A 13,982-nucleotide genomic window follows, 5' to 3' on the forward strand; every position below is an offset into this window, starting at 1 on the left:
ACGTCTTGCCGTCCGCCTCCACGCCCTGCAGCCGCAGCTCGTCCAGCTTCACGTCCGCCGTCACCGGCGTGTTCTGCAGCGTCAACGTCACCTGGAAGAGCGGCGAGTGGTTCAGGCTCCGCTCCGGCCTGAGCTCCTCCACCAGCTTCTCGAAGGGCACGTCCTGGTGCGCGTACGCCCCCAGCGTTACCTCCCGCACCTGTTTCAGCAGCTCCCGGAAGCTCTGCTCCCTCGACAGCTTCGTCCTCAGCACCAGCGTGTTCACGAAGAAGCCGATCAGCCCCTCCGTCTGCATGTGCGTCCGGCCCGCGATGGGCGAGCCCACGCTCACGTCCTCCTGGCCCGAGTACCTCGACAACACCGTCTGGAACGCCGCCAGTAGCACCATGAAGGGCGTTGCCCCCTCACTCCGGCCGAGTCCCTCCACCTCTCGCCACAGCTCCTTCGGCCACACCACCTGCCGGCTCTCACCCCGGAACGTCTGTGCCACGGGCCTCGGCTTGTCCGTTGGCAGCTCCAGCACCGGAGGAGCACCCTCCAGCTGCTCGCGCCAGTAGCCGAGCTGGGACTCCATCACCTCGCCGCGCAGCCACTGCCTCTGCCACGCCGCGTAGTCCGCGTACTGCACCGGCAGCTCCGGCAACGGAGAGGGCCGCCCCTTCGAGAACGCCTCGTACAGGCCCACCACCTCCCGCACGAGAATCCCCATCGACCAGCCGTCCGACACGATGTGGTGCATCACCAGCACCAGCACGTGTTCCCGCTCTCCCAGCTTCAGCAGGGTCGTCCGCAGCAACGGGCCTCGGGACAGATCGAACGAGCGCTGCGCCTCCTGCTCCGAGCGGCGCCTCGCTTCGGCCTCTCTCGCGGCCTCCGGCAACGCGCGCAGATCCTCCACCTCCAGCACCACCCGGGCCTCCGGCGAGATGATCTGCACGGGCATCCCGCCCTCGGCGCGGAACGTCGTACGCAGGGACTCGTGCCGGCGCACCAGCTCCTCGAAGCTCCGCTGCAGCGCCACCACGTCCAACGTGCCCTGCATCCGCACCACGGCCAGGACGTTGTAGAAGGCATTGCCCGGTTCGAGCTGGTCCAGGAACCACAACCGCTGCTGCGCGAACGACACCGGCGCGGCTGCCCGGCGGTCCGCTCGCGGCTCGAGCGGTGGCGCCGCGAGCGCACTCCCCGCTCCCAGGGCCCGCCGTACCCGTTCGGCGAGGGCCGCCACGGTGGGCGCCTCGAAGAGCTCGCGCAGGGGCAGCTCGATGCCGAACGCGCTCCGGACCCGGGAGATGGCCTGCGTGGCCAGCAGCGAGTGCCCGCCCCGCGCGAAGAAGTCCCCGTGGATGCCCACGCGCTCCAGGCCCAGCACCTCCGCGAAGATGGCCGCGAGCCGCTCCTCGAGCTCCGTACGAGGTCCGGTGAAGTCCTCCCGCTCCGTTCCACGGAAGTCCGGCACCGGCAGCGCCTTCCGGTCCACCTTGCCGTTCGCCGTCAGCGGCAGCGCCTCCAGCACCACGATGGCCGGCGGCATCATGTAGTCGGGCAGCGTTCCGCTCAGGTACTCGCGCAGCTCCGCGGGCTCCACGCTCCGCCCGGGCTTCGCCACCGCGTACGCCGCCAGCCGCTTGTCTCCCGCCGCCACTTCCCTCGCCACCACCACCGACTCGCGCACCGCCGGATGCCGCTCCAGCGCCGCTTCCACTTCTCCCAGCTCCACCCGGTAACCGCGGATCTTCAGCTGGTGATCCACACGGCCCAGGAACTCCACACGCCCGTCCGCCAGCAGCCTCGCCTTGTCGCCCGTGCGGTACATCCTCGCGCCCGCCTCATCCGAGTACGGATCCGGCACGAAGCGCTCCACCGTCAGCTCTGGCCGGCCCAGGTAGCCCCGGCCCACCACGCTGCCGCCGATGCACAGCTCTCCTGGCACTCCCACGGGCACGGGCCGCAGGGACGCATCGAGCACATAGACGCGCGCGTTCGGAATCGGCCGGCCCAGCGGCACCGCCGCGGACACACGCCCCTCGGGCCCACGAGCCACCCGCTGGGTGAGCACGCCCACCGTCGTCTCGGTGGGGCCGTAGTGGTTGAACACCACCAGCTCCGGCGACAGCGCGTGCACGCGGTCCACCAGCGGCCAGTCGGAGACATCTCCGCCCAGCACCAGGCGCTTGCGCGGCAGCACCCGCTCCGGGTGCGGTGAGTCCAACAGCGCCTGCAGGTGCGCGGGCACGATCTTCAGTCCGTCCACCGCGCCGCCCTGGAGAATCCCGGCGAGCACGGCGGGATCCGAGGCGCTCTCCTTCGAGACGAGGTAGAGCGCGCCACCGTGACAGAGCGCCGGGAAGACGGCGGTGTTGCCCAGGTCCGCGGCCAGCGTGGACACCGAGGCGAAGCTGGCGCCCTCCGGCAGCTCCAGCCGGCGCGAGACACCTTCCACGTAGTTGACGAGCTGCCGGTGCTCGATGGCCACGCCCTTGGGCCTACCCGTGGAGCCCGACGTGAAGATGACGTAGACGAGGTTCTCCGGCACCGCCGTGGGCGCCGGGTTGGACTCGCCGCGAGTGGCCAGCCGGGCCGCGTCCGAGTCCAGGCACACCACCGCCCCGCCGAATCCGCTCAGGCCTTCGGCCAAGCGAGAATCCGTGACGAGGGTGCGCGCCCCGGAGTCCTCGAGGATGGCGTACAGACGCTCGGCGGGGAACGCGGGATCCAGAGGCACGTAGGCGCCTCCGGCCTTGAGGATGCCCCACAGCCCCACCAGCGCTTCCACCGAGCGCTCCAGGAACAGACCCACCGGCACGTCCGGCCCCACACCCAGCTCGCGCAGGTGCCAGGCGAGCTGGTTGGATCGCCGGTTCAGCTCCCGGTACGTCAACCGCGACGCACCGGCGGCCACCGCCAGGGCCTCGGGCGTCCGCTCCACCTGTGCCTCGAAGAGCGCGTGGAGGGTAGTGACGGGCATGGCGGCGCGGGTGTCGTTCCACTCCACCAGCAGCTGGCGCGCCTCCGCTTCGTCCATCCACCGCAGCTCACCCAGCCGCGTCTCCGGCCGGGACACAGCCGATTCCACCAGCACCCGCAGGTGTCCCAGCAGCCGTTCCACCGTCGCGGCCTCGAACAGGCCGCTGTTGAAGCTCACCCCGCCCGCGAGACCCTGGACCGTTTCGACCATCTCCAGCGTCAGGTCGAACTTCGAGGTATGCCCCCCAGCTCCGGCCGCCTCCAGACGCAGCTCCGGCAACGACACGGCCGGCTCGGGAGCGTTCTGCAGGATGAACATCACCTGGAAGAACGGACTGCGGCTCAGATCCCGCTCGGGCTTGAGTTCCTCCACCAGCTTCTCGAAGGGCACGTCCTGATGCGCGTAGGCGCCCAGCGTCACCTCCCGCACCTGAGCCAGCAACTCGCGGAACGTGGCGTTGGCATCCAGCTTCGCCCTCAACACCAGCGTGTTCACGAAGAAGCCGATCAGCCCCTCCGTCTCCGCCCGGGTGCGGTTGGCGATGGGCGAGCCCACGCTCACGTCCTGCTGCCCCGCGTACCTCCCCAGCACCACCTGGAACGCCGCCAGCAACACCATGAACGGCGTGGCGCCTTCCTTCTGCGCCAGGGCCCTCACCGCGTCTTGAAGTTCCCTCGGCCACTGGAAACCCCGGTGCTCGCCGCGGAAGGTCCGCACCGCCGGGCGAGGCTTGTCCGTCGGCAGCTCCAGCGCCGGCGGGGCTCCTTCGAGCTGCTCGCGCCAATAGCCGAGCTGCGCCTCCAACACCGATCCTTCCAGCCACTGCCGCTGCCACACCGCGTAGTCCGCGTACTGCACCGGCAGCTCCGCCAACGGGGACGGCTTCCCCTGTGAGAAGGCTTCGTACAGGCCCACCAGCTCCCGCACGAGAATCCCCATCGACCAGCCGTCCGACACGATGTGGTGCATCACCAGCACCAGCACGTGTTCCCGCTCGCTCAATCTCAGCAGCGTCGTTCTCAGCAGCGGGCCTCGCTCCAGATCGAACGGACGCTGTGCTTCCCGCTCCGCCCTCCGCTTCGCCTCGGCCTCTCTCTCGGCTTCGGGGAGCGCGCTCAGGTCCTCCACCGTGAACGCGAGGACCGGCGCCCGGGCAATCACCTGAACGGGCTTGCCTCCCTCGGCGCGGAACGTCGTGCGCAATGACTCGTGTCGGCGCACCAGTTCCTCGAAGCTTCGCTCCAGCGCGCCTACGTCCAGCACGCCCGTCAGCTTCACCACCGTGGGCACGTTGTAGAGGGAACTCTCCGGTTCGAGCTGATCCAGGAACCACAGCCGCTGCTGCGCGAACGACAGCGGCGGCGCCGCTTGCCGGCCCACTCGCGGCATCAAGGGTGGGACCGAGAGCGTGGCTCCCGAAGCCACGGATGCCTCCACCCTTCCAGCGAGGGCCTCCACCGTGGGCGCTTCGAAGACGTCCCTCAGCGGCAGCTCCACCCCGAAGGACTCTCGCACCCTCGACACCAGCTGCGTCGCCAGCAGCGAGTGCCCTCCCAGCTCGAAGAAGTCTCCCCGAGCGCCTACCCGTTCCAGCCCCAACACCTCCTCGAAGATGCCCGCCAGCTTCCGCTCCGCCTCCGTTCGCGGTGCGGTGAAGTCCTCTCCCCGCACCTCACCGAGGTCCGGAGCCGGCAGCGCCTTCCTGTCCACCTTGCCGTTGGGCGTCAGCGGTAGCGCCTCAAGCTCCACCACCGCCGACGGCACCATGTACTCCGGCAGCGCTTCCTTCACGAAGCCGCGCAGCTCTCCGGCCTCCAGCGTCTGTCCGGGCTTCGCCACCGCGTACGCCACCAGCCGCTTGTCTCCCGGCGCCTCCTCCCTCACCACCACCACCACTTCCCCCACCGCMGGGTGCCTGCTCARCGCCCCTTCCACTTCTCCCAGCTCGATGCGGTARCCCCKCACCTTCACCTGYCCGTCCCGCCTCCCCAGGAACTCCAGCTTCCCGTCCCCCTGCCACCTCACCATGTCCCCTGTCCGGTACAGCCTTTCCCCTGTGCCGAATGGRCTCGGTACGAATCTCTCCGCCGTCAGCTCCGGCCGGCTCACGTACCCCACCGCCAATCCGTCTCCCCCYACGTACARCTCTCCCACCACCCCCACCGGCACCGGCTCCATCTCCCCGTCCAACACGTATGCCTTCGTGTTCGTGATGGGCCTTCCGATGGACACCCTCGCCCCTACTTCCTCTCCCCCCTCCATCCGGTTGCAGCTCGAGAACGTCGTGTTCTCCGTCGGCCCGTACCCGTTGATGAGTACTCCTCCCGTAGCGAGCCGCTCCCTCACCCTCTCCACCGGCAGGACGTCTCCTCCCGCCAGCACCTGCTTCACCTTCCCCAGTGCCTCTGCCTGCCGCGCCTGCATCTGCTCGAACAGCGCCGCCGTCAGCCACAGCACCGTCACCCCGTACTCCCCCAACGCCCTCCCCAGCTCCTCCAGCGTCGGCGTCCCCGCCGGGTACACCACCAGCTTCGCTCCGCTCAGCAGTGCTCCCCACATCTCCAGCGTCGAGGCGTCGAATGCCATCGGCGCCAGCTGCAGCACCACTTCCCCGGCTCCCAGCTTCACGTAGTCCGCGCCCAGCACCAGCCTCGCCACCGCCCGGTGCGGCACTCCCACTCCCTTGGGTCGGCCGGTCGAACCCGACGTGTACATCACGTACGCCAGGTTCCCCCCTCCCACTCCTGACTCCGGCGCGCTCTCCGGCTGCGCGCTGATGGCTTCCCACTCCCCATCCACGCTCACTACCGGCTCCACTCCCACCGGTAGCTCCTCCGCCACCTTCTCCTGCGCCACCACCACCGCCACTCCCGCTTCTCTCTTCATCCACTCCAACCGCTCCGCCGGGTAGCTCGCCTCCAGCGGTACGTACACTCCTCCCGCCTTCAAGATGCCCAGCATCCCCACCACCATCTCCACCGAGCGCTCCACGCTCAGTCCCACCCTCACCTCGGGGCCCACTCCCATCCCCCTCAAGTGGTGCGCCAGTTGGTTGGCCCGCCGGTCCAACTCCCCGTACGTCAGGCTCCTGCCCTCGTACTCCACTGCGATGGCGTGTGGCGTTCTCTCCACCTGCTGCTCGAACAGCTCGTGCAGGGCCTTTTCCCGCGGGTACTCCTTCACCTTCCCGCTCCACTCCTCCACCAGCTGCCGCCGCTCCTCCTCCCCCATCAGCGGCAGCTCCTTCAGCTTCTTCTCCGGCGCCCGCACAGCTCCCTCGAGCAGCACCCGCAGGTGCCTCAGCAGCCGCTCCATCGTCGCGGGCTCGAAGAGGTCGCTGTTGTAGTTCACCGTCACCGCCACTCCGTCCGGCAGCTCCGTCACAAGCAGTGACAAGTCGAACTTCGACGTCTTCTCGTCCGCCTCCACGCCCTCGAGCGTGATTCCCCGCAGCCGCACCTCCGTCATCGGCGTGTTCTGCAGTGTCAGCGTCACCTGGAAGAGCGGAGCGCGGCTCATGTCGCGCTCTGGCCTGAGCTCCTCCACCAGCTTCTCGAAGGGCACGTCCTGGTGCGCGTACGCCCCCAGCGTTACCTCCCTCACCTGTTTCAGCAGCTCCCGGAAGCTCCGCTCTCTCGACAGCTTCGTCCTCAGCACCAGCGTGTTCACGAAGAAGCCGATCAGCCCCTCCGTCTGCGCGTGCGTCCGGCCCGCGATCGGCGAGCCCACGCTCACATCGTCCTGGCCCGAGTACCTCGACAACACCGTCTGGAACGCCGCCAGCAACACCATGAAGGGCGTTGCCTCCTCACGCCGGCCGAATCCCTCCACCTCCCGCCACAGCTCCTTCGGCCACTTCACGTGCCGGCTCTCACCCCGCGACGTCTGCACCGCCGGGCGAGGCTTGTCCGCCGGCAACTCCAACGCGGGCGGCGCTCCCTCCAGTTGCTTGCGCCAGTAACCAAGCTGAGACTTCAGCACCTCGCCGCTCAGCCACTCCTGCTGCCACACCGCGTAGTCCGCGTACTGCACCGGCAGCTCCGCCAACGGTGAAGGCTTGCCCTGCGAGAACGCCTCGTACAAGGCCGCCACCTCACGCACGAGCACGTCCAGCGACCAGCCGTCCGACACGATGTGGTGCATCACCAGCACCAGCACGTGCTCCTGCTCTCCCAGCTTCAGCAGCGTCGTTCGCAGCAGTGGGCCACGACCCAGGTCGAACGGACGGAGGGCCGCCTCCTCCGCCTCGCGCCTCGCCGCGGCCTGACGCTCCGCCTCCGGCACATCCTGGAGATCCACCCACTCCAGCGCCGAGCGCACCTCGGGCGAGATGACCTGCACCGCCGTTGCACCCTCCTGGCGGAACGTCGTGCGCAGCGACTCGTGCCGGCGCACCAACTCCTCGAAGCTCCGCTCCAGCGCCCGCACGTCCAACATCCCCGTCACCCGCACGGGTACCCAGAGGTTGTAGGACGTGTTCCCCGGCGCGAGCTGCTCCAGGAACCACAATCGCTGCTGCGCGAAGGACAGCGGTAGCGCCCTCTCCCTCGAGCCGCGCTTCAGCAGCGGTGCCTTGGCACTGCCCGCGGTGGCGGCCATCCGCGACAGGCGCTCGGCCATCACCTGCACCGTGGGCGCCTCGAAGACGTTCCGCAGAGGCAGTTCCACACGGAACGCGTCACGTACCCGTGCGACGAGCTGCATGGCCAGCAACGAGTGCCCGCCCGCGTCGAAGAAGTTGTCGTGCAGGCCCACCTTCTCCCGGCGCAGCACTTCCGCCCAGAGGCCCGCCAGCTTCCGCTCCGTCTCCGTGCGCGGCGCCACGTACTCCTCGGGTCGCGTACTTCCAGCCTGCTCCGGCGCGGGCAGTGCCTTGCGGTCCACCTTCCCATTGGGCAGCAGCGGCAACCGCTCCAACACCACCACGGCCTGCGGCACCAGGTACGCCGGCATCTTCCGCGCCAGCGACGCGCGCACTTCGGAGCTCTCTATCGCCTGACCCGGACGCGCCACCACGTACGCCACCAGCCGCTTGTCTCCGGGCACGTCCTCGCGCACCACCACCAGGGCTTCCCTCACTCCCGGATGCCCCAACAGCCCCGCCTCCACCTCTCCCAACTCGATGCGGTGGCCCCGCACCTTCACCTGCTCGTCACCCCGGCCCAGGTACTCCAGCCTCCCGTCCTTCCTCCACCTCGCCCTGTCTCCCGTCCGGTACAGCCTCTCCCCATTGCCGAACGGGCTCGGCACGAAACGCTCCGCCGTCAGCTCCGCACGGCCCAGGTAGCCGCGTGCCAGGCCCTCTCCTCCTACGTACAGCTCCCCCACCACGCCCTCCGGTACAGGCTCCAGCTCCCCATCCAGCACGTACACCCGCACGTTCTTCAGCGGCCCACCGATGGCCACCTCGCGTCCGGCCTCCTCGGGCGCTGACGTCGTCAGCTCCACCGCTGTGGCGACCGCCGTTACTTCCGTCAGTCCGTACGTGTTGAGCAGTGGCACCGCGCCGCCCACGCGCCTCCTCCACTGGGCCACGCGCTCGGGCACCGCTCGCTCTCCGCCAATCACCACCCACTTCAGCCCCGCTGGCAGCTTCCCCTGTCCCGCTTCCAGGCTCGCCACCACCTCGTGCCAGAAGGCCGTCGGCAGGTTCAGCTGCGTCACCCCCGCCGCCTCGCACCTCGCCAGGAACGCCTCCGGCACGTCCAGCATCTCCGGCGTGCGCAGCACCAGCGTCCCACCCCGCGTCAAACACGGGTAGATCTCCTCCGCGCTCGTGTCCCAGCTCACCGAGGCGAACTGCAGCACCCTGTCTCCCGGCTCCACGGGGAAGGACTGCCACGCCGCTCGCGTGAAATTCACCAGCGAGCGGTGCTGCACCACCACGCCCTTCGGCTTTCCCGTCGAGCCCGACGTGTACAGCACGTACGCCGCCGCCTCCGCCGGCACGTCCACCTTCAGATCAGCCGCCCCCTCCACCGGCCGCGACGCCTCATCCACGTCCAGCCACATCCGTCCCGCTGCTTCTCCCAGCTTCTCCCTCAGCGCCGCGCGAGACACCACCACCCGCGCCCCGCTGTCCTCCAGCATGAAGCGCAGCCGCTCCACCGGGTACTCAGCATCCAGCGGGACGTAAGCGCCTCCCGCCTTCAGCACGCCCAGCAGCGCCACCACCATCTCCACCGAGCGCTCCACGCACACGCCCACCCTCGTCTCCAGCCCCACCCCGCTCGCCCGCAACTGGCGCGCCAACCGGGACGCCCGCGCGTCCAGCTCCCGGTACGTCACCGTGCGACTCCCTTCCATCACCGCCAGCGCGTCCGGCGTCCTCTCCACCTGCGCCTCGAACAGCGCGTGGACACACGTCTCCCGTGAGAGCGCCTCGTACGCTCCGTTCCACTCCACCAACAGTCTGTTGCGCTCGGCCTCCTTCAGCAGCGGCAGCGCCTCCACCGCCCTGTCCGGCGCCTCCACCGCCGCCTCGAGCAGCACCTGCAACTGCTCCAGCATCCGCTCGATGCGCTCCGCGTCGAACAGCTCCGCGTTGTAGATCGCCCCCAGCGTGACGCCGTGCGAGAGCTTCGCCATCATCACCGTCAGGTCCAGCTCGGTGCTCGCCTGCTCCGCCTCGAGCATCTTCACCCCGAGCCCCGGCACCTGCGCGACCTCTGGCAGCGCCTCCACCTGCCCGACGAGCACCTGGAACAACGGCGCCCGCGTCAGATCCCGCTGCACGCCCAGCGCCTTCAGCAACGGCTCGAAGGGCACGTGTGGATGCGCGAAAGCCTCCAGCATCCCCTTCTTCGCCCGCTTCATCAGCTCGCGGAAGCCCGGCCGTCCAGACAGCTCCGCCCGCAGCACCAGCGGCTCGAAGAAGAGGCCGAACACGCCCTCCGTCTCCACCCGGTTGCGGTTGGCGAACGGCATGCCGAGCAGCAGATCCTTCTGTCCGCTGTAGCGCGACAGCAGCACCTGCACGCCAGCCATCAGCGCCATGAAGAGCGTGGCGCCCTCGGCGCGCGCCAGCGTCTCCAACCGCTCCACCAGCCGCGCGGGCAGCACCACCATCCGCTGCTCCGCCCGCCCCGAGCCCGCCATGCGCCTCGGCCGATCCGCCGGCAGCTCCAGCACGTGCGGCGCGCCCTTCAGCTGCTCGCGCCACCAGGTGAGCTGCGACTCCAGCACCTCGCCTCGCAACCACTCCCGCTGCCACACCGCGTAGTCCCCGTAGCCCAGAGGCAGCTCCGGCAACGGCGACGGTCTCCCGTGCGTGAAGGCCGCGTACAGCGCCATCACCTCACGCGCCAGCACCCCCATGGACCAACCGTCCGACAGGATGTGGTGCACCACCAGCAGCAGCACGCGCCGCTCAGGGTCCAACTTCAGCAGCACCGCTCGCGCCAACGGTCCCACCGCCAGCTCGAACGGCTTGCGCATCTCCTCCTGGATGCGCTGGCGCACCACCGCCTCGCGCCCGAACTCCGGCTCCGCCTCCAGGCTCTCCACCACCAGCGGCAGCTCGGCCGGCTCCTCGATGAGCTGGATGGGCGTTCCGCCGTTCTCCACGAAGCGCGTCCGCAGCGCATCGTGACGGCGCGTCACCTCACGCAGGCTCCGCTCCAGGGCCGCCATGTCCACGCGCCCCGTCAGCTCCACCGCCAGCGCCATGTGGTAGGCGGCGCTGTCTCCCTCGAGCTGATCCAACAGCCACAACCGCTCCTGTGCGAACGACAACGGCAGCGCACGCTCGCGAGACACCCGCCTCAACGGCGGCACCTGCGCGGCCCCCGCCGCGGCGGCCAAGGCACGGCCCACCCGCTCGGCCAGCCCCGCCACCGTCGGTGCCTCGAACACCTCGCGCAGCGGCAGCTCCACCTGCAGCGCGCTCCGCAGCCGCGCCACCAACTGCATCGCCAGCAGCGAGTGGCCACCGAGCGCGAAGAAGCTCTCGTCCACGCCCACCCGCTGGACCTGGAGCAGCTCGCTCCACAGACCCGCGAGCAGCTCCTCCATCGGCGTGCGCGGCGCCACCCACCGCTCCGAGGTCCGCTCGATCACCGGCACCGGCAACGCCTTCCGGTCCACCTTGCCGCTCGGCAGCAGCGGCAGCGCATCCATCGCCACGAAGGCCGAGGGCACCATGTACTCGGGCAACTCGCGAGCCAGCAGCGCCCGCACGCCCGCCACGTCCACTTGATGGCCCGTGCCCGGCGTCAGGTACGCCACCAGGCGCTTCTCTCCCGTCCCCACCTCGCGCACCACCGCCACGGCCTCGCGCACCGTCTCGTGCCGGCGCGCCACGGCCTCCAGCTCGCCCAGCTCGATGCGGAAGCCGCGCAGCTTCACCTGGAAGTCGGCACGGCCCAGGTATTCGATCTCCCCGTCCCGCAGCCACCGCGCCACGTCGCCCGTCCGGTACAGCCGCTCCCCGCCGCCAAAGGGGCTCGGCACGAAGCGCTCCGCCGTCAGCTCCGCCCGGCCCAGGTAGCCACGGCCCAGACCCACGCCGCCGATGTACAGCTCACCCTGCACGCCCACGGGCACGGGCTCCAGGCGCCCGTCCAGCACGTACAGCTTCAGGTTGCCGATCGGCTTGCCGATGGGCACCGAGGCCGCCTCCCAGCCCGGGGTGCACGCGAAGTACGTCACGTCCACCGCGGCTTCCGTGGGCCCGTAGAGGTTGTGCAGCTCCGCCCACGGCAGCTTCTGCTGGAAGCGCTTCACCAGCGCACCCGGGAGGGCCTCGCCGCTGCTGAACACCTTCCGCATGCAGCGGCAACCGTCCAGCGTCTCCTCGAGGAACACCTCCATCATCGACGGCACGAAGTGCAGCGACGTCACGCCCTCGTCCTGGATGAGCTTCGCCAGGTACGTGCCGTCCCGGTGTCCGCCCGGACGGGCCACCACCAGCCGCGCACCCACCATCAGCGGCCAGAAGAACTCCCACACCGACACGTCGAAGCTGAAGGGTGTCTTCTGCAGCACCACGTCCCCGGGTCCGAGCCCGTACGCGCGCTGCATCCACTCCAGCCGGTTCACCATGCCGCGCTGGGTGTTCATCGCCCCCTTGGGCCTGCCCGTGGAGCCCGACGTGAAGATGACGTACGCCAGCCCCTCTCCCGCCACGTCCACCCCGGGATCATCCTCGCGCTCCCCGAGCGCCTCCCACCGTCCGTCCAGCACCACCGTCGTGCCGCCCGGCTCCGGCAGCCGCGCCTCCACCAGCCGGTGCACCAACACCACCGGGCAACGCGCGTCCTCCACCATGAAGCGCAGCCGCTCCTCCGGGTACTCCGGATCCAGCGGCACGTAGGCGCCTCCGGCCTTCAGCACGCCCAGTAGCGCCACCACCATCTCCACCGAGCGCTCCGCGCACACGCCCACCCGCACCTCGGGCCCCACCCCGAGCCCACGCAGGTGGTGCGCGAGCCGGTTGGCCCGCCGGTTCAGCTCCGCGTAGGTGAGCCGCGTGTCCTCGAAGCTCAGCGCCACCGCGTCCGGCGTCCGCCGCACCTGCTCCTCGAAGAGCCGCGCGTACGGCAGCGCGGGCACGCCCTCCATCCTCGGCCCGCTCCACTCCTCCACCAGCCGCCGCCGCTCCTCCGAGCCCAGCAGCTCCAACGCTCCGATTCCGCGCTCGGGTGCCTCCAGCGCGCCCTCCAGCAACCGGCCCAGGTGCTCCACCAGCCCGGCCGCCGTCTCCGCCTCGAAGAGCGCGGTGGCGTACTCCAGGCTTCCCTCGAAGCCCTCGGGCGTCTCCACCAGCGACAGCTTGAGATCGAACTGCGCGCTCCCCGCCTCTACCTCGAAGGCCCGGAACTGCGCGCCACCGACCCGGAGCTCGGGGAACGGCGCGTTCTGCAGCACGAACATCACCTGGAAGAGCGGGCTGCGGCTCTGATCCCGCTCCGGCTGCAGCGCCTCCACCACGCGCTCGAAGGGCACGTCCTGGTGCGCGTACGCCCCGAGGGCCGCTTCCTTCACCCGCGCCACCAGCTCGCGGAAGGACACCGTGCCCGAGAGCTTCGCCCGCATCACCAGCGTGTTGACGAAGAAGCCGATCAGCCCCTCCAGGTCCGCGCGGTTGCGCCCGGCCACGGGCGTGCCCACGCTCACATCCTCCTGCCCCGAGTAGCGGTGCAGCACCGCCTGGAAGGCCGCGAGCAGCACCATGAAGGGCGTGGCGCCCTCGGCCCGGGCGAACGTCTTCACCTTCTCCGCCAGGGCCCTCGGCAGCCGGAGCCGCGCGACCGCGCCCTCGTAGCGCTGCACCGCCGGGCGAGGCTTGTCCGTGGGCAGCTCCAGCGCCCGCGGAGCACCCCCGAGCTGTTCGCGCCAATACGCGAGCTGCTCCTCCAGCACCGCGCCCTCGAGCTGGCGCCGCTGCCAGGCGGCGAAGTCCGCGTACTGCAACGGCAGCTCGGGCAGCGGCGAGGGCCGGCCCTCGGTGAAAGCCCCGTAGAGCGTCACCAGCTCGCGCACCAGCACGCCCAGCGACCACCCGTCCGAGACGACGTGGTGCATCACCACCACCAGGACGTGCCCGCGCTCGCCGAGCCGCAGCAGCAACCCGCGCATCAGCGGGCCGCGCGTGAGCTCGAAGGGCCGCTGCACTTCCTCACTGGCGCGCCGCCGGGCCTGCTCCTCGCGAGAAGCCTCGGGCACGCCTGACAGGTCCACCACCGGGAGCGGGAAGGGCGCCACGGGCCCCACCACCTGCGAGGGCCCCGTCGGGCCGGTGCGGAACGTCGTGCGCAGCACCTCGTGCCGGCGCACCAGCTCGCTGAAACTTCGCTCCAGCGCGCCCACGTCCAGTTCGCCCGAGATGCGCACCGAGAGCGGGATGTTGTAGGCCTTGAGCCCTGGAGAGAGCTGCTCCAGGAACCACAGCCGTTGCTGGGAGAACGACAGGGGCAGCGCGGGCCGGCTCGTCTTCTCCAGCCTCTTGGCCAGCAGCGCGAGCTTCTCCTCACGAGAGAGCGTGGGCTTCTTCTCCGTCTCGTTCGCCATGGGC

1 protein-coding gene (only partly in view) is annotated in these 13,982 nt (G+C 70.1%); it reads right to left on the reverse strand.

The window, feature by feature from the left end; all coding sequences use genetic code 11:
- Positions 1–13,978, reverse strand: the beginning of a protein-coding gene (locus tag BO221_RS16105; RefSeq protein ID WP_083681071.1) for a non-ribosomal peptide synthetase. 18,593 nt of this gene lie to the left of the window's left edge; 13,978 of the gene's 32,571 nt are visible here — the first part of the coding sequence; its start codon is at positions 13,976–13,978; its stop codon lies beyond the left edge, outside the window.
- Positions 13,979–13,982: the final 4 nt, after the last annotated feature.

This window comes from Archangium sp. Cb G35 (assembly GCF_001896145.1).
GTDB lineage: Bacteria > Myxococcota > Myxococcia > Myxococcales > Myxococcaceae > Archangium > Archangium violaceum.